General features: G+C 67.8%; 22 protein-coding genes. 8 read left to right on the top strand and 14 right to left on the bottom strand.

Annotated features, from left to right (window positions below):
* The 5 genes from JWS13_RS14715 to JWS13_RS14695 are packed head-to-tail and all read right to left on the bottom strand — an operon-like array spanning position 1 to position 6,122.
* Positions 1-606: a hypothetical protein gene (locus tag JWS13_RS14715; RefSeq protein WP_206011600.1), complete on the bottom strand. Its 606-nt coding sequence runs from the start codon at positions 604-606 to the stop codon at positions 1-3.
* A 49-nt stretch (positions 607-655) separates the two neighbouring features.
* A complete protein-coding gene (locus JWS13_RS14710; RefSeq protein ID WP_206006264.1) occupies positions 656-2,338 on the bottom strand; it encodes an ABC transporter family substrate-binding protein in 1,683 nt (560 codons plus the stop codon).
* Positions 2,339-2,368: 30 nt separating this feature from the next.
* The gene (locus JWS13_RS14705; protein ID WP_206006262.1) at positions 2,369-4,225 is read right to left on the bottom strand and encodes a dipeptide ABC transporter ATP-binding protein; all 1,857 of its coding nucleotides are present in this window, start codon (positions 4,223-4,225) and stop codon (positions 2,369-2,371) included.
* Positions 4,222-5,148, bottom strand: a complete 927-nt coding sequence (locus JWS13_RS14700) for an ABC transporter permease (protein ID WP_206006260.1) — start codon at positions 5,146-5,148, stop codon at positions 4,222-4,224. Before JWS13_RS14700 ends, JWS13_RS14705 begins: the two co-directional genes overlap by 4 nt.
* On the bottom strand, positions 5,145-6,122 hold the full coding sequence (locus JWS13_RS14695; RefSeq protein WP_206006259.1) for an ABC transporter permease: 978 nt from the start codon (positions 6,120-6,122) through the stop codon (positions 5,145-5,147). The genes JWS13_RS14700 and JWS13_RS14695 overlap by 4 nt, the downstream gene beginning before the upstream one ends.
* An 80-nt stretch (positions 6,123-6,202) precedes the next feature.
* Between JWS13_RS14695 and JWS13_RS14690 the strand changes: the two genes are divergently transcribed.
* Positions 6,203-6,976, top strand: a complete 774-nt coding sequence (locus tag JWS13_RS14690; protein ID WP_206006257.1) for an alpha/beta hydrolase family protein — start codon at positions 6,203-6,205, stop codon at positions 6,974-6,976.
* Between the two features lie 39 nt (positions 6,977-7,015).
* On the opposite strand, the gene JWS13_RS45985 is transcribed toward JWS13_RS14690, so the two are convergent.
* A complete protein-coding gene (locus JWS13_RS45985; protein ID WP_256974091.1) occupies positions 7,016-7,141 on the bottom strand; it encodes a hypothetical protein in 126 nt (41 codons plus the stop codon).
* Between the two features lie 138 nt (positions 7,142-7,279).
* Here JWS13_RS45985 and JWS13_RS14685 point away from each other — a divergent pair, with 138 nt between their 5' ends.
* The gene (locus tag JWS13_RS14685; RefSeq protein ID WP_206006255.1) at positions 7,280-7,576 is read left to right on the top strand and encodes an Rdx family protein; all 297 of its coding nucleotides are present in this window, start codon (positions 7,280-7,282) and stop codon (positions 7,574-7,576) included.
* A gap of 2 nt (positions 7,577-7,578) precedes the next feature.
* On the opposite strand, the gene JWS13_RS14680 is transcribed toward JWS13_RS14685, so the two are convergent.
* The gene (locus tag JWS13_RS14680) at positions 7,579-8,970 is read right to left on the bottom strand and encodes a WS/DGAT/MGAT family O-acyltransferase (protein WP_124390438.1); all 1,392 of its coding nucleotides are present in this window, start codon (positions 8,968-8,970) and stop codon (positions 7,579-7,581) included.
* A gap of 334 nt (positions 8,971-9,304) precedes the next feature.
* Here JWS13_RS14680 and JWS13_RS14675 point away from each other — a divergent pair, with 334 nt between their 5' ends.
* Positions 9,305-9,976: a type 1 glutamine amidotransferase gene (locus JWS13_RS14675; protein ID WP_206006253.1), complete on the top strand. Its 672-nt coding sequence runs from the start codon at positions 9,305-9,307 to the stop codon at positions 9,974-9,976.
* A 95-nt stretch (positions 9,977-10,071) separates the two neighbouring features.
* Entirely contained in the window at positions 10,072-10,476 is a 405-nt protein-coding gene (locus tag JWS13_RS14670; protein WP_206006251.1) for a VOC family protein, read from the top strand.
* Between the two features lie 3 nt (positions 10,477-10,479).
* Here the strand turns inward: JWS13_RS14670 and JWS13_RS14665 are convergent, their stop codons facing one another.
* The 3 genes from JWS13_RS14665 to JWS13_RS14655 form a co-directional block, all read right to left on the bottom strand.
* Positions 10,480-11,463, bottom strand: coding sequence for a sigma-70 family RNA polymerase sigma factor (locus JWS13_RS14665; protein WP_206006249.1), 984 nt, complete (start codon positions 11,461-11,463; stop codon positions 10,480-10,482).
* Positions 11,464-11,524: 61 nt separating this feature from the next.
* Entirely contained in the window at positions 11,525-12,025 is a 501-nt protein-coding gene (locus JWS13_RS14660; protein ID WP_206006248.1) for an SRPBCC family protein, read from the bottom strand.
* Entirely contained in the window at positions 12,022-12,339 is a 318-nt protein-coding gene (locus JWS13_RS14655) for an ArsR/SmtB family transcription factor (protein WP_160101218.1), read from the bottom strand. The genes JWS13_RS14660 and JWS13_RS14655 overlap by 4 nt, the downstream gene beginning before the upstream one ends.
* 211 nt (positions 12,340-12,550) lie before the next feature.
* Here JWS13_RS14655 and JWS13_RS14650 point away from each other — a divergent pair, with 211 nt between their 5' ends.
* Positions 12,551-13,978: an alkaline phosphatase PhoX gene (locus tag JWS13_RS14650; RefSeq protein ID WP_206006246.1), complete on the top strand. Its 1,428-nt coding sequence runs from the start codon at positions 12,551-12,553 to the stop codon at positions 13,976-13,978.
* A gap of 49 nt (positions 13,979-14,027) precedes the next feature.
* On the opposite strand, the gene JWS13_RS14645 is transcribed toward JWS13_RS14650, so the two are convergent.
* Genes JWS13_RS14645 through JWS13_RS14635 form a run of 3 tightly spaced genes read right to left on the bottom strand, consistent with a single transcriptional unit; the run spans position 14,028 to position 16,929 of the window.
* Positions 14,028-14,483 carry a GtrA family protein gene (locus tag JWS13_RS14645; RefSeq protein WP_206006244.1) on the bottom strand — a complete coding sequence of 152 codons (456 nt, stop codon included), beginning with the start codon at positions 14,481-14,483 and terminating at the stop codon, positions 14,028-14,030.
* Between the two features lie 5 nt (positions 14,484-14,488).
* Positions 14,489-16,432 (bottom strand): MFS transporter, encoded by a 1,944-nt coding sequence (locus JWS13_RS14640; protein ID WP_206006241.1) that lies wholly within the window; start codon positions 16,430-16,432, stop codon positions 14,489-14,491.
* Entirely contained in the window at positions 16,429-16,929 is a 501-nt protein-coding gene (locus JWS13_RS14635; RefSeq protein ID WP_206006239.1) for a MarR family winged helix-turn-helix transcriptional regulator, read from the bottom strand. The genes JWS13_RS14640 and JWS13_RS14635 overlap by 4 nt, the downstream gene beginning before the upstream one ends.
* Positions 16,930-17,046: 117 nt before the next feature.
* Between JWS13_RS14635 and JWS13_RS14630 the strand changes: the two genes are divergently transcribed.
* On the top strand, positions 17,047-17,454 hold the full coding sequence (locus JWS13_RS14630) for an ArsR/SmtB family transcription factor (protein ID WP_206006238.1): 408 nt from the start codon (positions 17,047-17,049) through the stop codon (positions 17,452-17,454).
* Positions 17,451-18,458 carry a cation diffusion facilitator family transporter gene (locus JWS13_RS14625; protein WP_206006236.1) on the top strand — a complete coding sequence of 336 codons (1,008 nt, stop codon included), beginning with the start codon at positions 17,451-17,453 and terminating at the stop codon, positions 18,456-18,458. Before JWS13_RS14630 ends, JWS13_RS14625 begins: the two co-directional genes overlap by 4 nt.
* Positions 18,459-18,465: 7 nt before the next feature.
* Here JWS13_RS14625 and JWS13_RS14620 read toward each other — a convergent pair whose 3' ends face one another.
* On the bottom strand, positions 18,466-19,299 hold the full coding sequence (locus tag JWS13_RS14620) for a sulfurtransferase (RefSeq protein ID WP_206011599.1): 834 nt from the start codon (positions 19,297-19,299) through the stop codon (positions 18,466-18,468).
* A gap of 75 nt (positions 19,300-19,374) precedes the next feature.
* Here JWS13_RS14620 and JWS13_RS14615 point away from each other — a divergent pair, with 75 nt between their 5' ends.
* Positions 19,375-20,460: a beta-mannosidase gene (locus JWS13_RS14615; RefSeq protein ID WP_206006234.1), complete on the top strand. Its 1,086-nt coding sequence runs from the start codon at positions 19,375-19,377 to the stop codon at positions 20,458-20,460.

Below are 20,460 nucleotides of genomic sequence, written 5' to 3'. Positions count from 1 at the left end.
TCAGCTGGGGTCTGAGCCCCGGATCGCCGCCAACCACACGGCGACGGCCGCGGCCACGCACGTCGCGCCGGCGAATGCCGGAAGTCCGCCGCCCGCGACGTACACCCACAGTGCCCCGGCGAACGGCGCCGCCACCGCGAACTGAGCGTCGAGGACGAGCCTGCGGGCGGGACGGACCGCCACTCGGGCGCGCACCGGACCGTCCGGATCCGGGCGCGACGGGTTGTCGATCAACCGGCCGGGCGGTTCCGAACGACGCGCCTGCCCGGACGGGAGCAGCCGACGGCCGTCCCACACCACCACGGTGCGGCGGCCCGCGTCGTGCACCATCGCCGCGGTCGGGGTCGGCAGGGTGATCAGGGCGGGATCGAAGAACACCGGAATCCACCGTGAACCCGGTTCCTCACGGACCTCGATCCAGGACCTGCTGGTCAGCCGGTGCTGCTGGCGAACTCGGTGCACCGTGGCCTGCCGTCCCGGCCCCGATGCCGCGCGGGTGGCCGCGAACCAGGTGTAGCCGGTGACCCCGAGCACCGCCGCCGCCACGACGACGAGTGCGCTGAGTTGATCGGCGTCGGCGACCACGGCGAACCCGCCGCATACCAGCAGTGCGCCCACGGCGACGGTCACCGGGTAGCGCACGGCCGCGAACCCGCTAATTCAGGAAGCCGATCTTGGTGTAGTCGTAGGACGCGAGACCGGCGGCGCCGAAGTTCGCCAGGTTGTCGCGCACGGCGACGTTGCCCGGCGCCTGCATCAGCGGCAGCGAGAACCCCTCCTCGAACACCTCGGTGTCGACCTCGTTGGCCAGTTCGATCGCCTTCTGCGGGTCGAGTTCCGAGATGGTCCGCTCGATCAGCGCGTTCAGTTCGGGCGAGCCGATCCGGCCGTAGTTGCCCTGCAGGTCGTCGGGGTTGTACGCGTAGATCTGCGGGAGGCCGCTGAGCGGGAACGGATCACCCACCCAGGAGAATTGGGCGAGGTCGAAGTCGCCGGGCTGGATGACGTCGGTGAAGAATCCGGTGCCGCCGCGGGTGTCGATGTTCAGTTTGGCGCCGATCTGCGCGAGGTTCTGCTGAACGATCTGCGCGATCTGGACCCAGGTGGTCGATTGGTACATCACGTCGCGGATCTCGAGTCGGCGCCCGTCCTTCTCCCGGAACTCGCCGTTGAGTTTCCAGCCCAGTTCGTCGAGCCGCCGCGCGGCCTCCTCCGGGTCGTAGGCGACGGCCGCGCTGTTGTCCTGGTAGCCCTGCTGACCGCTGAGGTAGACGTGGTTGTTCAGCGGCTTCGGGTCGTCGACCAGACCGTTCTGGATCGCGGTCGCGATGCCCTGCCGGTCGATGCCCTTGGACAGCGCCACCCGCAATTCCGGATCGGCGAGGATCGATCCGTCCGCGCCGTTGAACGTGATGTGCGAGAACTGGGTTCCCGGCGCCCGGCGGATCGCGATGCCGTCCGATCCCTCCGCCGTCTTCACCTCGTCGATAGTGCCCAGCCCGGACGCGTCGATCTCGTTGTTCTGCAGGGCGGGAATGCGCGCGGAGTCGTCGAGCACGCTGTACGTGATGGTGTCGAGTTTCGGGGTGTTACCCCACCACGCGGGGTTGCGGCCCAACGTGATCCGGTTCTGCGCCCGGTCGATCGACGCGATCTGGAACGGTCCCGACGTCACCGAGATCCCGTCGCGCAGGCTCGTATTGAACGCCGCGGGGGTCGCGGTGACCGATTTCGGGTAGAGCATCGAATTGCCCGCGAACTGGCCCCGCCATTCGGCGTACGGCTCGGCGAACGTGATCACCGCCTGACGGTCGTCGACCCCGCGCTCGACCCGATCCACCCGCTCGAACCCGGACGTGTTCGCGATCAGGAATTCCTTGTTCTTCCCGCTGAGCGCCGCTGCCTGAGACTGGATGTCCTCCCACGTGATCGGGGTGCCGTCCGACCACACCGCCTTCGGGTCGATCGTGTACGTGACCTGCTGCGGATCGGTGCCGGTGAGCGCGACGTCGACGAAGTAGTCGTGGTTCACCGACAGGGCCCCCGACGCGTCGGTGCCGAACGCGCGGGGCATCATCGGCTTCAACATGCCGCCGATCTCGGAATCGTTGCCGTCGTTGGACAGCGTGTTGAAGTTCGGGGGGAAACCCGACAACGCCAACCGCAGGTTTCCGCCGTCGCGCAGTTCGCTGGGGTCGTGCGGATTGATGTCGTTGGTGGTGCCGAGCGACCCGGATCCGGTCCCGGCGCCGGTGTCCGAACCCCCGCAGCCGGCGAGAACGAGGCCGACGGCCAGGAACGATACCGCGAGGCGGGTGCGCGCCGAACGAATCCTCATGGATGTGCCCTTCCTCGAAGTTCGCTGACCCTAGTGTGCCAAATCGGTCGGATCCGGAACGGGGATTGCCGCGAGCAGTGCCCGGGTGTACTCGTGCTGCGGATCCTCGAAAATCGTCTGCGCGGCCCCCGACTCGACGATCCTGCCCCGGTACATCACCGCGACGTCGTGCGCGATGTTGCGGACCACCGACAGGTCGTGGGAGACGAACAGGTACGACATGCCCCGCTGCTCCTGCAGGTCGCGCAGCAGGTTGAGCACCCCGGCCTGGATGGAGACGTCGAGCGAAGACACCGGTTCGTCCAGGAACAGCAGTTCCGGATCGAGGGCGAGCGCCCGGGCGATGCTGATCCGCTGCTTCTGGCCGCCCGAGAAGTCGGCCGGATACCGGTCGGCGTGCTCGTGTCGCAGCCCGACCAGGTCGAGCAGTTCCGGTACCCGGCGGCCGATCTCCTCGCGACCGCGCCCGTCCAGCCGGAGCGGCTCGGCGAGCACGTCGAACACCGGCAGCCGGGGGTCCAGGGACGCCGTCGGATCCTGGAAGACGACGGCCATCTTCCGCCGGAGGGCGCGCCTGCGATGGGCGCTCAGCGCCGCGACGTCGGCACCCAGCACCTCGATCGACCCGGATTCCGGCGCGGACAGGTCGAGGACCTGCGTCAACGTCGTCGATTTGCCGGAGCCGGATTCGCCCACCAGCGCCAGTGTGTGACCCGCCCGGATGTCGAACGTGATGCCGTCGACCGCCCGGATCTCACCGCGCTTGCGGCGGAACACCAGACCACTGGTGAACGGATACGTCTTCACCAGATCGGTCACCTGCAGCACCACCCGGTGCTCGGGTGCCGTCTGCGCAGTGGGGGCGGGGGCCGGCTGATCCTGCCGATACGCCGTGAACAGGTCGCGGGTGCCACTCTCGTCGACGCGGATGCACGCCGCCCGGTGGGCCGGCCCGGTCGCGACGAGTTCCGGTTCGGCGAGCAGGCAGGCGTCCACGGCGAGTGGGCATCGCGGTGCGAACGTGCAACCCGGTGGCAGCGAATGCAGGGCGGGCGGGGCGCCGGCGATCGAGACCAGGCGGCTGCGGATCGGCGCGTCCATCCGCGGAACGGACACAAGTAGTCCTGCGGTGTAGGGCATTCGGGGTTCGGCGAACAGTTCCCGCACCGGCGCGGACTCCACCACCCGGCCCGCGTACATCACCACCACGCGGTCGGCGAGGGTCGCCGCGATGCCCATGTCGTGGGTGATCATCGCGACGCCGGCGCCGGTGAGATCACGCGCCTTGCGCAGTAGATTCAGGATCTGCGCCTGCACGGTCACGTCGAGGGCGGTGGTCGGTTCGTCGCAGATGATCAGCGCGGGATCGTTCGCGATCGCGATGGCGATCACGACGCGCTGGCGCATGCCGCCGGAGAACTCGTGCGGAAAGGCCTTGGCGCGCACCGCCGGATCGGGGATCCCGACCAGGTCGAGCAGGTCGACGGCGCGCTGCTCGGCGTCCTTCTTGCTGCTTGCCCGGCCGTGGACGAGCAACGCCTCGGCGATCTGGTCGCCGACCCGGTACACCGGCGTCAGCGCGGACAGCGGGTCCTGAAACACCATGCTGACCGACTTCCCACGCAGCGCCGACAGTTCCTTGTCACCCATGCCCAGCAACTCGCGGCCCTGCAACCGGATGGATCCGGTGACACGCGCGTGTTCGGGCAGCAGGCCCATCACCGCGAGGGACGCCACCGATTTGCCCGAACCCGACTCACCGACGATGGCGAGCACCTCGCCGTCGGAGACGGTGTAGCTGATGTCGCGGACCGCCTCGATCCGGCCCTCCTCGCTGGGAAAGCTGACCCGCAGGTTCTCGATGTCGAGCAGCGGTTGCCCGGTCACCGCTTCGCCTTTTTCCTGCTCTTGCGGGAGCGGGCCCGCTTGGAGGTGGGGTCGACCGCGTCGCGGAGACCGTCGCCCACCAGATTCGCCGACAGCACGGTGATCACCAGCAGCCCGCCCGCGAACATGAACAGCCACGGATAGGTGAGGGCGGATTCGGTGCCGTCGGCGATCAGCGACCCGAGTGAGATGTCCGGTTTCTGCACGCCGAACCCGAGGAAGCTGAGCCCGGTCTCGGCGAGGATCGCGGCGCCGACATTCAGGGTCGCATCGATGATCAGGATCGACGCGATGTTCGGGACGATGTGACTGGTGATGATCTTGTGCGTCGGTGCCCCCATGTACCGGGCGGCCTGCACGAACTCCCGCTCGCGCAGGCTCAGCGTCATCCCGCGGACCATCCGGGCGGTGATCATCCAGCCGAACACCGCCAGCAGCAGGATCAGCAGGACGATCGAACTCGACGACTTCAGCCGGGGAGTGAACACGGCGATGATGATGAAGCTGGGAACGACGAGCAGCAGATCGACCAGCCACATGATCACCCGATCCGGCCAGCCGCCGACATACCCGGCCAGCGCACCGACGAGCGCGGCGATGGCGGTGGAGAAGAGCGCGACGCAGATGCCGATGATCAGCGACTTCTGCAGCCCGCGCAGCGTCTGCGCGAGCACGTCCTGCCCGATCTGGTTGGTGCCGAACGGATGTTCGGCACTGGGCGGCTGCAGCAGCGCGGTGTAGTCGAGTTGCTGGTAGTCGTAGGGGAGCAGGTACGGTCCGACGAAACTGGCGACGAACAGCAACAGCAGGACGCACACCCCGGCGATGGCGGGTTTGTTCCGGAGAAACCGCCGGAACAGCAGGGTCCGGCGACCGAGGGCCGACACCGCCGCGTCGGTGGACGCGATCTGGATCTCGGTCACCCGACACGCACCCTCGGGTCCAGCGCCGCGTACACGACGTCCGAGAGCAGCCCCGACAACAGCACGATCAGCCCGGTGAACGACGTGATCGCGACGACGATGTTGGTGTCCTGATTGTCGATACCGATCACGATCCACTCGCCGATGCCGTGCCAGCCGAAGATCTTCTCGGTGAACGTGGCCCCGACGACCAGCGCCCCGAACCCGTACGCGAACAGCGTCGCCATCGGGATCAGCGCCGTCCGCAGTCCGTGCTTGAGCAGTGCCGCCCGCCGGGTCAGCCCCTTCGCCCGCGCGGTCCGGATGAAGTCGCTACCCAGAACGTCGAGCATCGCGTTGCGTTGATACCGGCTGTAGCCGGCGATGCTGCCCAGCGCCAGCGCGATGGTCGGCAGCGCGAGATGCTGCACCCGGTCGACGAACTGCGGCCAGAACCCGGTGATCGTGCTGGCCGAGGATTCCCCGGTGTACAGGAAGATCTGACTGCCGGTGGCCGAGTTGATCTGGAGAGCACCGTATTTCAGCAGGGTCGCCACGAGGAACACGGGCGCACTGAGAATCAGCAGCGACACGACGGTGCTGAAGTAGTCGCTGAACTTGTACTGCCGGATCGCACCGGCGGCGCCGATCAGTACCCCCAGCACGGCCCCGATGACGGAACCGAGGATCAGCAATCGCATGCTCACCAGGATCCGGCGGCCCAACTCGTCCGACACCGGCTGACCCGTGATGGTGGTGCCGAAGTCGCCGTGCACCACGCCGCCCAGCCAGTTCACGTACCGCACCGGGATCGGGTCGTCCAGGTGCAGTTCGGCCGCCTTCGCGTCGATCACCGATTGCGGCGGCCGCGGGTTGCGCTGCTCCAGGCTGTCGAGCGGGCGGAAGGTGAGCGAGGTGAGGCTGAACGTCAGGAACGACGCCAGCAGCAACAGCACCACGTAATTGAGCGCACGTCGTAGCAGGAATCCGCTCATCGGTACCCCTCGCAACTAGGGCTCAACGCTACGAAGTATAGGAGCGCGCGCGTCGCGTCGTTGCTTGTTAGCGTGGCGGTGTGACAATTCGTGCCGGCGCCGTCGAACCGGTGACGCGGCGCACGGCACACCACACCGGGTACGACGAGCACACGGTGACGGTCCCGCGGTCCGGTGATCGTGCGCTGGTCGCGGTGCCGCGCGGGGCGACGCCGTCGGCGGTCGCGTACTACCTGCACGGGCGGACCGGGGACGAGAGGGCGATCGACGACCGCGCCGGACTGCGGGACGGTCTGCTCGACGCCGGCTACGTGGTCGCCAGCCCGTACCTGCACGGCGACCGGTGGGGGAACCGGTCGGCGCAGGACGCGGTGGTCGCGCTGGACGCGTGGGTGTCCCAGCGGTGGCCGGTGACGCGGCGGTTCCTGATCGGCGAGTCGATGGGCGGCAACGCCGCCGCCAACGCCGTACGCCTGCGTGAGGTGCCGTGGGACGGTGCGGTGTTCATCGCACCGTCCCTGTCGCTGCGCGCGGTGTGGGAACGAGGCGAGCACGGACGCGACACCGTGCGGGACGCGTTCGGCCTGTCCGCGGACGGGCACGACCTCGAATCGAGGACCGAGCACTGGGACGCCGTCCGGCACCGGCCGGGAGATTATGTGGGAGTACCCATTCGGGTGTACGCGTCGCGGGAGGACGAGGTCGCGAACATCGCCGGCGTCACGGGGCCGTGGGTCGAGATGATCCGCCGCGGCTCGGACTCCGTCGAATTCGTCGAGGTGAGCGGCCCGCACGTGTCGGAAGACCACTTCCGGGCCGCGGAGATCGTGGAGTTCTTCGGGACGATCCGGTGAACGCGGGGAGGCCTTCGCGGCGAAGGCCTCCCCGCCCGTTCACGCCTCGGTGCGGTGCGTGGTGTCGAGACGGAAGATGTTGGTGAAGAAGTCCTTGACGGCCTGGATCTTCTCGTTGGTCAGGTCGAGGGCGTGACGACGCGATTCTTCGAGCGCGGTGGGCATGGCGGCTTCCTTTCGTCGAGGGGGCACAGCATGGCGATCGATAGTCTGCCCCAACATGCTGACGCCCGCATGGCGAACAGGTGTCGCGCGTGCAACTCGAACAGCAAGCGGGGGAGCGTGTTCGGTTAACCTGGCACGATGACGACGAGCAGCGTAGACGGCCGGGTCGCGATCACCTACTGCACTCAGTGCCAATGGTTGTTGCGTGCAGCGTGGATGGCGCAGGAACTACTCGGCACGTTCGGGCAGGAACTCGGTGAGGTCGCACTCGTCCCCGGCACCGGAGGGATCTTCCGCATCACCGTCGACGACGACCTGATCTGGGACCGCAAAGAGCAGGGCGGCTTCCCCGACATCACCGTACTCAAGCAACTGGTCCGCGACCGGGTAGCGCCCGACCGCGATCTCGGGCATAGCGACCGGAAGAGCACCTGACGTCAGATCCCGACGGCACGCTCCAGTGCGCGCAGTTCGTGTCCGAGCCGGGCCGGGATCGACTTCAGGTCGGGCACGGCGCTGCGGCAGCCGGTGACACCGAACGAGATGATGTCGTCGTTGCTGGTGCACGTGATGTTCAGGCCCTGGCCGTCGACGGGCACCGACAGCGGGTAGATGGCGTCGAGCCGCGCACCGTTCCAGTACAGCGGTGAGCTGGGGCCCGGAACATTGGAGATGATGAGGTTGAACGGCGGGCGCACCCGCGAGTTGTGCCCGAACAGCATGCTCGCGCCGATCGGTGCCGCCCCGAGCGCGCTCATCGCGAGGATCTGCGTGGCGGTCATCGAGCCGTACGCTTCCTTGCCCTCGCGCATGGACGTCCGGATGGTCTCGAGCCGATCCGCCGGTTCGCGCAGGTGGGTGCCGAGGTTGCACATGAGCACCCCGATGTTGTTGCCGGTCGCCGCCTCGCGCTGACTCTTCAGCGACACCGGCACCATCGCGATCAACGGCTCGGCGGGCAGGGCGTTCTGATCCTCGAGGTAGCTGCGGAGCGCTCCCGAGGACATCGCGAGCACGACGTCGTTGATGGTGCTGTCGGACAGCTTGGCGACGAGGCGGAGACGTTCGAGCGGCCACGACTGCGCCGCGAACTGGCGGGCGCCGGTGATCGGCACGTTGAACGGAGTCTTGGGTGCGGACAGGGCGAGCGGGCCACCCTGGTCACGGAAGGCGCGGGACACGGTGCCGGCCAGCGCGGGCACGAGACCGGCGACCTCACCGACCGTCTCACGGGCGGTGCGGATGGTGGAACCGGCGAGACCTGACAGGCTGAAGCCCTTCGACGGCGTCCGCTGCGGGCGCGGGCCGCGCGGCTGCCACGGGGCGGGCACGTCCCGATCGTCCGAATTCTCGCTGAGCGCGTTGCGCAGCATCTTCATGGCGGTGACGCCGTCGGCGACCGCGTGGTGGATCTTGGTGTAGACCGCGAACCGTCCGTCGCTCAGTCCCTCGATCAGGTGCATCTCCCACAACGGGCGGCTGCGGTCGAGCAGCGATCCGTGCAGCCGTGAGCACAGGGCCATCAGCTCGGCCTCGCCGCCGGGGGCGGGCAGTGCGTCGTGCCGGATGTGGTGACCGAGGTCGATGTCGTCGACGGTCTCCCAGCTCCACTGGCCGAGCGAGGAGAAGGACCGGCGGGCCCGCTTGGCGAGCCGGGGGGTGACGATTCCGTCGCCCTCGGCGAGCGCGCGGTCGAGCATCGCGCGCATGTCGTACGTGTCGGCGCCGTCGGGGAGCTGGAAGATCTCCACGCCGCCGACATGCATCGGGTGCTCTCGGGACTCGCCGAGAAGGAACATCGAGTCGAGGGGGGACATGGGGAGCGGCATCTATTGCCCTTTCCATCCCGTAGACGACTTCCCGGATCGCAGGAGGGCTCGTCTGTGGTCTGAGGTAACGGGAGATGGTGACGTTCCGTTTGTCAGGGACCACCACCGGATAACTAATTGATATGGGACGGGTCACGAAAGCGTGACGCCGTATTTCTACAGGTTTTGGGTGAGCCATGCCACTAGACAAGCGTCCAGTTGGACGGCTGTCATTCGCCCGATGTACAGCCAAAGTGAACTCTGTGTGAACTGCCCAATTTTGTGCACTCAGTGCGGAATTCGAGTTTCCGAAACTGCCTAGGGCCGAAAGTCCCTACTCGGTAAGAATTGTGGCATGAACAAGCCGTGGGCAGTTGTAAAGCACGTGTCGTTCGAAGGGCCGGCGCTCGTCGGTACTTTGCTGGCGGAGTGGGGATTTCGCTACACCGAGTACCCGATGTACCGAGCGTCCGAACTGCCGGCCGCTCACGACATCGGTGGCCTCGTGGTGATGGGCGGTCCGATGGGCGCACTCGACGACGTTACCCACCCGCAACTTCCGCGAGAGCGAAACTTCATCAAAAAAATTGTGGACGCCGGTCTCCCGATGCTCGGGATCTGCCTCGGCGCGCAACTTCTCGCGGCCTCGTTCGGCAGTCCCATCCGCCGCGGGCCGAGCCCGGAGAACGGTGCCGGGACGGTGACGGTGTCCGACGACGGAACCCGCGATCCCGTGTTCGGTGCCGTCGGCGCCGAGGTGCCCGTCGTCCACTGGCACGGCGACACCTTCGACCTCCCGGACGGCGCGGTCCGGTTGGCGAGCAGTCGCCTCTACGAGAATCAGGCGTTCGCCATCGGCCGCCGCGCATACGGCTTGCAATTCCACGTCGAACTCACCCGCGAGCAACTGCCCGTGATGCAGGCCCACATGCCGCCCGGCACCGCGCCGTCGGGGGAACACATGGACGACGTGGAGGCGGCCGGACGGAACATGATCGGTTCCTTCCTCGACCTCGCCGAGAGCTGACAGAATCGGGCGCGCGGTCGCCGATGAGTTTCGCGCACCGCCGTGGTCTGTATCGATGACTTCCGCACTGGGCGGAACCCGAGAAGGAGAATCACATGTCCCGGATGCTCTTCGTGAACCTGCCGATCAAGAACCTCGACGCGACCAAGCAGTTCTTCGGCGGACTCGGATTCGAGTTCAACGCCACGTTCAGCGACGATTCCTGCACCGCCATGGTGATCAACGAGTCCACGTCCGTGATGCTCCTCGTCGAGTCCCGGTTCAAGGACTTCATCGAAGGCGGCATCTGCGACACCTCGAAGGCCGTCGAGGCGCTGCTGTGCATCTCGGCCGACAGCCGCGAGGAGGTCGACAGCCTGGTCGACCAGGCCATTGCCTCCGGTGGGTCGGCGTGGGGCAAGCTCCAGGACGAGGGCTTCATGTACGGTCGCGCGTTCCGTGACCTGGACGGCCACGTCTGGGAGGTCATGTGGATGGACCCGGCCGCCGTGCCGGCGTAGGGATCAGGCGGGCGGGGTCTCCGGCAGTCCGAACTTCTCGAACAGATCGATGTCGAAGAAGCAGACGACGTGGGAGACCCCGTCGGCCGTCACGTCCAGGACGTGCAGCTGAAACGGACGATGGACCCCGTCCTCCCCGCGCATGTACAGGCCGAGCGCCGGCTGTCCGTTCGACACCGTCGGCATCAGTCGCATGTCGCCCCGCGCCTTGGCCGGGCACTTTTCGCTGACCAGGGTGCCGATCGCGGTCCCGCCGCGGTACCAGCCCTCGAACGGCGGCATCTCCCAGACGGCGTCCTTGGTGAACAGTTCGACGATCCCGTCGATGTCGTAGTTCTCGAACGCGGCCACGTAGCGGTCGAGCAGTTCGCGTTCCTCGGGGGACTCCGGTTCGACGAGCGTGTCCGCCGACGGCGTGGCCAGTTCGAGTTGCGTCCGGGCACGCTGCAGCAGGCTGTTGACCGCCGTCGTGGTGGTGCCGAGGGCCGTCGCGACCTCCGACGCCTTCCACTGCAACACGTCGCGGAGGACGAGAACAGCGCGCTGACGTGCAGGAAGATACTGGAGGGCGGCGATGAACGCCAACCGCACCGACTCGCGCGACGTCACGACGGTGGCGGGATCACTCGCGTCGTCGTCGATGAGACGGTTGGGGAGCGGCCCGAGCCACGGCACCTCGTGCCGTTCGACGAGATCGGCGGTCGGGTCGGAGTCGGGAGCGCCCAGACCGCTCGGCAGCGGACGCTTCGATCTGTTCTGCAACGCCGTCAGGCAGGTGTTGGTGGCGATCTTGTACAGCCACGTCCGCAGCGACGCCTGCTGCTGGTAGTTGTCGTATCCGCGCCAGGCCCGGATGAACGTCTCCTGCATCTGGTCTTCGGCATCGTGAAGTGAGCCCATCATGCGATAACAATGGGCGAGCAACTCGCGCCGGTAAGGGTCGGCGAGTGCGAGGAAATCCCCGTCAAGCGACTGCGCAGCCGTCATGGTTGGAGCTTACTGCGGCCGTCCGACAGATGTCGGGCCCTCGCGCCCGCCGACCCGGAGTTCAGCCCCAGTTCACCATCGGCTGACCCGTCTCGAGCAGCGTCTTCATTCCGCTCAGCACCTCGTTCCAGCCACCGCCCGCGCCCTCGGGCTCGTGCCTGCCCGCGACCATCTGGGCCACGCCCGGTGCGTTGGTGAGGTCGTGTGTGACAGTCAGTTTCGCGACTCCGGGCCTGCTCGACTGCACGATCTCGTAGGTCAGCGTGGTGAAACCCTCCACGTTGTCGGCGTCCATCAGCATCCGCCACGTCTGGACCAGTTTCTTCGGCGGATCGGATTCGATCACCTCGCCGTCGACGATCACGTCCGGGACGCCGGGGTATTCCTTCATCGCGTCGTCCGCCCGCGTGCGGAACGCGCCGCCCGCGCGGAGGTCGTAGTCGACGAGGCCGCCGTACCCGTACTGCTGCGACCACTCGGGCTTCGTGATGGCCTCCCAGATGGCCTCCGGTGTCGCCTTGATGTAGACGGCGTAGATCTGGATTGCGTCGGCGGTAGTCATTTCTCTTCCTCCAGTTGGGATTTCAGCTGAGCGAGCGCCGAAGTGTGACGCTCGGTGTACTTGTCGATCCACCGGTTGTGGATCAGCTGTATCGGCACAGGATTGAGGTAGTGAAGTTTCTCCCGGCCGGAGCGGCGCGTGACGACGAGTCCCGCGTCTTCGAGCACACGCAGATGCTTCATGACCCCGAATCGCGTCATCTCGACCTGCGACTCGAGTTCGGTGAGCGTCTGACCGTCCTGGGCGAACAATCGGTCGAGTATCAGGCGGCGGGTCGGATCGGCCAGCGCCTTGAAGACGTGATCGTCGTCCATGCACCTGAGAATAGGTGACCATTTGGTCACATGTCAACGGTTGTGCGGCTTCGCCGCCCGTGAGTACTTATCAACCGCCGGCGGTTAACAAGTACTCACGGGTGAGAGTTCGCATCCGGTTCATCCGCCCGCCACGGTGCGTCCACGAAGGCGGGCACCGCGGTACCTACCGTCCTGAGGATCCGGTTCGTCACCATGGAGGTTTCACACAGTGTCCACTGCACCACTTAACCGCCGCCGATTCCTCGGTCGCACCGCGCTCACCGGCCTCGGTGTGGCACTCGCCGGAAGCGTCGACGCCCTCGTCCGCCCGGCGTTCGCGTCCGCGGCACCGGGACAGGCGATCGGCTACGGACCGCTCGTGCCGGACCCGAACCGCATTCTCTCGCTCCCGGTGGGCTTTTCGTACACCGTCGTCTCCCGCTCGGGTGAGACGCAGTTGGACGGTGGCGTGCCGGTGCCGAGCGACCCCGACGCGATCGGCGTGTTCGCGCGGCCCGGCGGTTCCACGCTCGTCACCAACCACGAGATCGGCAGCGACGAACCGTTCGGCGTGCCCGCGCTCGACGGACTGACGTACGACACGGGCGCGCGCGGCGGTACCACCACGACTGCGGTCGGTGCCGACGGCGCACGGCAGGGCCAGTACGTCAGCGTCGCGGGCACCGTGAACAATTGCGCCGGCGGCATCACGCCCTGGGGTACGTGGTTGACCTGCGAGGAGACGGAGGCGCGCGCGGGGGAGGGCGGGTTCCTGCTCGACCACGGCTACGTCTTCGAGGTGGACCCGGCGAGCCAGGACGCGAACAGGGGCAAAAGTCCTGTGCCGCTGAAGTTCCTGGGGCGGTACGCGCACGAGGCGGTGGCGGTGGATCCGGCGTCGAGCACCATCTACCTCACGGAGGATGCGTCCGGGCCGAACGGGCTGTACTACCGGTGGACGCCGCCGCAGGGCTTCCGGGGCGGGCCGAACGCGCTGCGTGAACTCGCCGAATCTCCGGGCGGCGACACCGCGGGCGCACTCCAGGCGATGGCCTGCTTCCAGGGGGGAACGCACGTCCCCGACCTGTCGCAGGCCACCGAGCCGGGCACCGTGTACTCCGTGCAGTGGGTCGGGGTGCCGGACCGTGACGCGACGAGCACGTCGGTGCGCAAGCAGTTCGGGAACGACGCCGTCACCCGGAGTCGCAAGCTGGAGGGGCAGTGGTGGGGCGACGGCGGCGCCTACTTCGTCGCGAGCTACGCACGGACCAGCGACGGCAGCGTCGCCGAGCACGACGGCCAGGTGTGGTTCTTCGACCCGGCCAAACAGACGATCACGTTGAAGACCCTGTTCGGTGTCAACCCCGATCCCGCCGTGGACACCGGCAACTACGACGGGCCCGACAACATCACGGTCTCGCCGTACGGCGGCGTGATTCTCGCGGAGGACGGCGAAGGTATCAGCCACCTCGTCGGCGTCACGGCGGAGGGCGAGCCGTTCGCGATGGCCCGGAACGAGTTGAACGACAGCGAATTCTGCGGTCCGGTATTCAGCGCGGACGGCAGGATCCTGTTCGCGAACATCCAGTCGCCGGGGCTGACGCTGGCGATCACCGGGCCGTGGCACCGACCCACGACCTCGATCTTCGGGTCCTGACCCGCCCCCAGCCGTGAGTACTTGTTAACAGCCCGTGGTTAACAAGTACTCACAGGCCGGAGGCAAAAACCCAGCCGCGGAGGGCGAGGAACCGCAGCCCGCCGACGACGGCGCTGACGGCGATGACGAGCGCGACCTGCGCGAGGCCGTCGGCGCCGGGGAAGAGCGTGTGCAGGAGGGCGAGCGCGAGGGAGCTGACGCCCAGCCCGATCAGGGCGAGGGTCCCGCCTTCCCACTGCGCGACGAACCAGCGGACGCGGTCGGTGGCCCGGAACGTGAGCCGCCGGTGGAGTTCGTTGGCCAACATCGAACTGGTCACCACGCCGACCAGGTTGGCGACGAACGACCCGTACACGTCGAGGGTGAAGAACGCGAGAGCGTAGAGCACGTTGCTCGCGCTGCCCACCAGGGTGAACCGGGTCAACTGAGCGAACACGCCGCCGGCCCGCCCACGTAGAGGGGGATACGTGGGCGAGCCGACGGCGTCGTGGAACTGAACGATCATCTCATTCAGCGGATGAGGGCACCGTTGCCGGTGTCCGTCACGTGGCCGCCACCGAGGACGCCGGCCACTTGGTCTTCACTCAGTCCCAGCTCGCGCAGGCGATCCCAGACCTCGTCGAATTCGACGAGCTTGGCGTTGAGATCGTTACGCAGGCGGTTGACCTCGTCGCGGATCTTCTCCGCTTCGTCGATCGCTTCCAGCGTCCGCTCCGGCTGGGGCAGGAGCATGGACAGGAGACGGTCCCGGGCGTCGGCGCTCAGCCCGGCGAAGGGCTGGTGCTGATCGGCGGGTGCCTCGTGCCTGCCGCTGCGGACGTCGGACGACGGGATCGGCGCCGTGTCGGATTCGAGTGCGTAGTCCGGCACGGGGGCGTACTCGGGTTCCTGGACGGGCTCCTGCTCGCTCGACAGGTCGATGGTGCGACGCAGCGGGCGGTTGGGGATCAGGATGACGGCGATCAGGGTGATGACGGCGACGACGGCGGCGATCAGGAAGATCCGCCCCGTTGCGTCTCCGTACGCGGCGCGGATGACTTCCCGGACGGGAGCGGGCATGGACGCCAGGTCCAGGCTTCCGCCGCCGCCGCTCGATCCGGTCGGGATGCGGAGCTTCGCGAACCCCTCGGCCGACAGGTCGGCGACGCGGGTGGCCAGCACCGAACCGAGAACCGAGACGCCGATCGCGCCGCCGAAGGTCCGGAAGAAGGCGACCGAGCTGGATGCCGCACCGATGTTCTGGACGCTGACGGTGTTCTGCACCGCGAGGACCAGGTTCTGCATCAGCATGCCCATGCCGAGACCGACGATCGCGATGTACGTGCCGACCAGGGTGAGGTTGGTTTCGTGATCGAGGGTGCCGAGCAATCCGAAGCCGACGATCATCAGGACGGCGCCGCCGACGACGAACGGCTTCCACTTGCCGAAGCGGGTGATGAGCTGTCCGGATCCGACCGTGCCGATGAGCATGCCGGCGACCATCGGGATGGTGAGCACTCCGGCCATGGTGGGGGTGTAGCCACGCGAGGTCTGGAAGTACTGGCCGAGGAACGTGGTGGAGCCGAACATTCCGACACCGACGGCGATGGACGCGATGATGGCGAGTCCGGTGGTCTTCTCGGTGACGATCTTGAGCGGGATGATCGGCGACTTTGCCCTGGCTTCGACGAGGATCGTCGCGGCCAGCAGGAGCACACCGGATCCGACGTACAGTGCCGTCTCGCGGGAGAACCACTCGTAGTAGCCCGCCTTGCCGGCGAACGAGACCCAGATCAGCAGGATGGACACACCGGCGGTCAGCAGGAGGGCGCCGAGCCAGTCGATGGAGACGTCGTCCTTCTTCTCGGTCGCGAGGTGCAGCGTGCGCTGCAGCAGGAACAGTGCGATGACGGCGAGCGGGACGCACACGAAGAAGCACCAGCGCCAGCCGAGGGGGCTGTCGACGATGACGCCGCCGAGGATCGGGCCACCCGACATGGACACGGCCATGACGGCGCCCATGTAGCCGGAGTACCGGCCGCGTTCACGGGGCGAGACGATGGTGCCGATGATGGCGACGACGAGTGCCGTCAGGCCACCCATGCCGATGCCCTGGATGACACGCGCGGTCAGCAGGATCGGCACGTTGTGCGCGAATCCTGCGATCACCGAGCCGATGACGAAGATGACGATCGCGCTCTGGACCAGGACCTTCTTGTTGAACAGGTCGGCGAGCTTGCCCCAGATGGGGGTGGAGGCGGCATTGGCGAGCAGTGCACTGGTGATGACCCAGGCGTACGCCGTCTGGGTGCCCTTCAGGTCGCCGATGATCGTCGGGAGTGCGGTGGCGACGATCGTGCTGCTCAGCAGTGCGGTGAACAGCGCTGCGAGCAGACCCGTGAGGGCTTCGAGGATTTGGCGGTGCGTCATGGCCGTCGTTTCTTCAACCGGCGGCCGAGTCTGTGTTTCGGTCATACGCTTTGTGTTCCAATCGGGTTCGAGCTCGTGGCGATCCGGTGTTCTGGGTCGACGAGTGTTTCCTTCAGGTGCCTGATCGAGTCGAGGGCGGTTGCTGCCTCGGTCTCGTTCCACCCCGTCAGCAATTTCTGCATTCGTGCGGCGCGCTGGGTTCTGAATTGTTTGACGTACGCCATTCCGCCTTCCGAGACACGTATTCGAAATGCGCGCCCGTCGGCGGGATCGGGATGGCGCGTGACGTAGCCGAACTCCACCAGATCGGTGATCTGGCGACTGAGTGACGACTGGCCGACGCACATCTCCGTGGCGAGTTCGTTCTGCCGGCATTCCCCGCGAGCCGCGAGGACGAGGAGGACCCCCGTCAGCGCGCGTGGCATGTGGTCGTCGGCTTCCGACATCAGGGCCTCCTTGAGCACTCGGCCGAAGAGGAAAACCTCGTCGATGAGCGCTTCGGTGGTGCCCAGCGATACGGAAGGCACGGACGTGACGGACATGGCAACCCCTGAAGGACGACTTACTTGATGCAAGCAACTATATACATCGTTAGTGCAAGCAAGTAAGTCTTTTCGGTGTCTGATGCATCACAACCCGAAGTGGCCTATTATCTGCGTATGAATGCAGATAAGCGCGTTTGCCGGCGCAGACTCGACGACGACCAGGTCGGGCTGGTGGTCGAGGTCTTCCGGATGCTGGCCGATGCCACCCGCGTGCAGGTGCTCTGGCAGCTGGTCGGCGGCGAACTGTCGGTGAACGAGCTGGCCGAACGGGTCGGGAAGCCGGCGCCGTCGGTCTCGCAGCACCTCGCGAAGCTCCGGATGGCCCGCCTCGTGCATACGCGGCGGGAGGGCACGTCCATCTACTACAGCGTCGCCAACGAGCACGTGCAGCAGCTGGTCACCGACGCCGTGTTCAACGCCGAGCACGCAGGCCCCGGCATCCCCGGGCACCATCGCGCGACCGGGGACCTGCAGGTCCTCCACGACGGTGCGGATCTCGCCGCAGAGGAAGGTGCCTCGTGAACGACCACGGCCACGGGCACGGCCACGGGCACGGCCATTCGGGCGGAGTCCGCGGGGCGATCCGCGAGATCTTCGCCCCGCACAGCCACGACTCCGCGGACAGCGTCGACGACGCTCTCGAGGCCAGCGAGATCGGCATCCGGGCGGTGAAGATCAGCCTGGTGGTGCTGGGTGTCACCGCGTTGGCCCAGGTGATCGTGGTGGTGCTGTCCGGTTCGGTCGCGCTCGCCGCCGACACGATCCACAACTTCTCGGACGCGTTGACGGCGGTCCCGCTGTGGATCGCGTTCGCCCTCGGACGGCGGGCGGCCACGCGGCGGTTCACGTACGGATACGGCCGCGCCGAGGACCTCGCCGGGTTGTTCGTCGTGGTGATGATCGCGTTGTCCGCGGTCATCGCGGGCGTGGAAGCGGTCCGGCGCCTGCTCGATCCGGTGCCCATCCAGCACCTCTGGTGGGTGGCGCTCGCCGGGGTCATCGGTTTCGCCGGCAACGAGTGGGTGGCGCTGTACCGCATCCGGATCGGCCGGCGGATCGGCTCCGCGGCACTCGTGGCCGACGGACTGCACGCGCGGACCGACGGATTCACCTCTCTCGCCGTGGTATTGGGCGCCGGCGGCGTCGCGGCCGGTTTTCCGCTCGCCGATCCCGTGGTGGGCCTGGTGATCACGGCCGCGATCCTGCTGGTGCTGCGGACCGCCGCCCGCGACGTGTTCCGGCGACTGATGGACGGTGTCGACCCCGGACTGGTCGACGCCGCCGAACAGGCCCTCGCAGCCGAACCGGGAGTGGTCGGGGTGCGAAGCGTGAAGATGCGCTGGATCGGGCACCGCCTGCACGCGGACGCCGAACTCGACGTCGATCCGTCGACCACCCTCAGCGACGCGCACCGCGTCGCGCACACCGCGGAACACACGCTCACCCACGCGGTCCCGAAGCTGAGCACCGCCTTCATCCACGCCTACCCGGCGCACGACGTGGAGGCGGCAGGCCGGGCGGGGTGACCCGCCGCTACCGCGGGTCGGGGCCGGTGGCGACCGGACGTGCGGGATCCGACGACCACTGCGACCACGACCCCGGGTACAGGGCGGCGTCGATGCCCGCGAGCGCGAGCGCCGCAACCTGGTGGGCCGCCGTCACACCCGATCCGCAGTAGACGCCTACCGGACGTCCGGACTCGGCGCCGACCGCGGCGAACCGTGCGCGCAGCGCCTCGGCGGGCACGAACCGCCCGTCGGGCCCGAGGTTCTCGGACGTCGGGGCGCTGTGGGCGCCGGGAATGTGGCCGGCGCGGGGGTCGACCGGTTCGGTCGCTCCCGAATACCGTTCGGCGGCACGGGCATCGAGAAGGTGTCCGCGGTCGGCGAATTCGGCGGCCTCGTCCGCGGTCAGCGTCGGCAGGTGGCCCGCGGTGAGCACGACGTCACCGGGGACTCGCGCCTGCTCGTCGCCGGATCGGACGGGCCGGCCCGCCGACGTCCACGCGCCGAGGCCGCCGTCGAGCATGCTCACGTCGGCGACGCCGGCCCAGCGCAGCAGCCACCATGCCCGCGCGGCGGCGAGGTTCCCCGTCGCGTCGTAGACCACGACAGTGCTGCCCGCCCGGATGCCCCACCGGCGCGCGGCGACCTGGAGGTCCGTCACCTCCGGCAGCGGATGCCGGCCGAGTTCCGGGCGTCCCGGGGCGGCGAGTTCGGTGTCGAGGTCCACGAACACGGCCCCGGGAATGTGCGCGTCGAGGTAATGCTGCCTGCCCTCGGTGTCGCCGAGGGCCCACCGCACGTCCAGGAGAACCGGGGGAGCGTCGCTGCGCAACAGCGCCGCCAACTCGTCGATCGTCACCACAGGGCTCATCGCACCACTGTCGCACACGGTGGATTCGGGGTGCCGTTGACGCGAGAACCTGGCACCCTGGCAGCAATGACGGGACGTCGCACGACGGCGCTGCTGCTTGCGGCCGCGCTGTTCGCGCTGGCCGGATGCGGAACGGCCGAACCGGCGAAGTCGCAGCCGCCGGTGCCGCGGGTGCAGGCGTCCGCGTCCGGGCTGACGCTCGACGGCCGGCCGTGGTGGCCCGCCGGGCTGAACGCCTATCAGCTGGCCACCGACTGGTCCGTCAACCGCGGGTGCGGTGCGGAGGTGGACCTGGACGGCTTCTTCGGCGGCCTGCCGGAGGGGTCACTCACCCGGTTCAACGCGTTCCAGTGGCTGGCGATCGACAAGACGACCGGGGCGCTGGACTTCACCGGCATCGACAACGTCTTCCGGGCGGCCGAGGCGCACCGCCAGCTGGTGATCCCGGTCCTCGCCGCGCAGGACGGATCGTGCGGCAACGAGATCTTCAAGTCGAGCGAATGGTACGACGGCGGTTGGCGCAGCGTCCCCCCCGGTGCGGTGCTCAGCTACGAGGACTGGGTCGCGACGGCGGTGAAACGGTGGCAGGGCTCCCCGTCGCTGGCGATGTGGGAGTTGATCGGTGAGCCCGAACCGCTGACCCCGTTCCACAGCTGCACGGACACCGCCGGCGAGACGCTGCGGACGTTCGTCGATCAGGCCGGTGGTCTCGTCCGGAGCCTCGACGACCGCCACCCGATCACACTCGGGATGATCGGTGGCGGTCAGTGCGGCACGGCGGGAACGGATTACGAGTTCGTGGGAGCTTCGCCCGCACTCGACGTCCTGCAGTACCACGACTACGGCGCCGACGGCGTTCCCCTGCCCGGCGACCAGTACAACGGTCTCGCCCTGCACATCGAGCAGGCCGAACACCTCCGCAAACCGATCCTCGTCGCGGAGATCGGACAGTATTCGGGGGCGGGATGCGTCTCCGTCGTCGAGCGGGCCCGGGAAGTGGCCGTGAAGATAGACGGCCAGCGTGCGGCCGGGACCGCGGGTGCGCTGCTGTGGGCGTTCGTGCCCGACCCGCGTCACGGCGAATGCACGTACGACATCGGTCCGGACGACCCGGTGCGGGGAGTGCTCCGCGAACGCAACGGCACCCGCTGA

The sequence above is a fragment of the Rhodococcus pseudokoreensis genome (assembly GCF_017068395.1).
GTDB lineage: Bacteria > Actinomycetota > Actinomycetes > Mycobacteriales > Mycobacteriaceae > Rhodococcus_F > Rhodococcus_F pseudokoreensis.
This window is presented reverse-complemented; position numbering and strand designations above follow the sequence as displayed.

What these genes read in the sequence shown, in the direction of transcription:
- JWS13_RS14710 (WP_206006264.1), bottom strand. Translation starts at nt 2,338, where the DNA reads ATGAGGATTCGTTCGGCGCGCACCCGCCTCGCGGTATCGTTCCTGGCC.
- JWS13_RS14695 (WP_206006259.1), bottom strand. Translation starts at nt 6,122, where the DNA reads ATGAGCGGATTCCTGCTACGACGTGCGCTCAATTACGTGGTGCTGTTG.
- JWS13_RS45985 (WP_256974091.1), bottom strand. Translation starts at nt 7,141, where the DNA reads ATGCCCACCGCGCTCGAAGAATCGCGTCGTCACGCCCTCGACCTGACC.
- JWS13_RS14685 (WP_206006255.1), top strand. Translation starts at nt 7,280, where the DNA reads ATGACGACGAGCAGCGTAGACGGCCGGGTCGCGATCACCTACTGCACT.
- JWS13_RS14680 (WP_124390438.1), bottom strand. Translation starts at nt 8,970, where the DNA reads ATGCCGCTCCCCATGTCCCCCCTCGACTCGATGTTCCTTCTCGGCGAG.
- JWS13_RS14675 (WP_206006253.1), top strand. Translation starts at nt 9,305, where the DNA reads ATGAACAAGCCGTGGGCAGTTGTAAAGCACGTGTCGTTCGAAGGGCCG.
- JWS13_RS14670 (WP_206006251.1), top strand. Translation starts at nt 10,072, where the DNA reads ATGTCCCGGATGCTCTTCGTGAACCTGCCGATCAAGAACCTCGACGCG.
- JWS13_RS14665 (WP_206006249.1), bottom strand. Translation starts at nt 11,463, where the DNA reads ATGACGGCTGCGCAGTCGCTTGACGGGGATTTCCTCGCACTCGCCGAC.
- JWS13_RS14660 (WP_206006248.1), bottom strand. Translation starts at nt 12,025, where the DNA reads ATGACTACCGCCGACGCAATCCAGATCTACGCCGTCTACATCAAGGCG.
- JWS13_RS14655 (WP_160101218.1), bottom strand. Translation starts at nt 12,339, where the DNA reads ATGGACGACGATCACGTCTTCAAGGCGCTGGCCGATCCGACCCGCCGC.
- JWS13_RS14645 (WP_206006244.1), bottom strand. Translation starts at nt 14,483, where the DNA reads ATGATCGTTCAGTTCCACGACGCCGTCGGCTCGCCCACGTATCCCCCT.
- JWS13_RS14640 (WP_206006241.1), bottom strand. Translation starts at nt 16,432, where the DNA reads ATGACCGAAACACAGACTCGGCCGCCGGTTGAAGAAACGACGGCCATG.
- JWS13_RS14635 (WP_206006239.1), bottom strand. Translation starts at nt 16,929, where the DNA reads ATGTCCGTCACGTCCGTGCCTTCCGTATCGCTGGGCACCACCGAAGCG.
- JWS13_RS14630 (WP_206006238.1), top strand. Translation starts at nt 17,047, where the DNA reads ATGAATGCAGATAAGCGCGTTTGCCGGCGCAGACTCGACGACGACCAG.
- JWS13_RS14615 (WP_206006234.1), top strand. Translation starts at nt 19,375, where the DNA reads ATGACGGGACGTCGCACGACGGCGCTGCTGCTTGCGGCCGCGCTGTTC.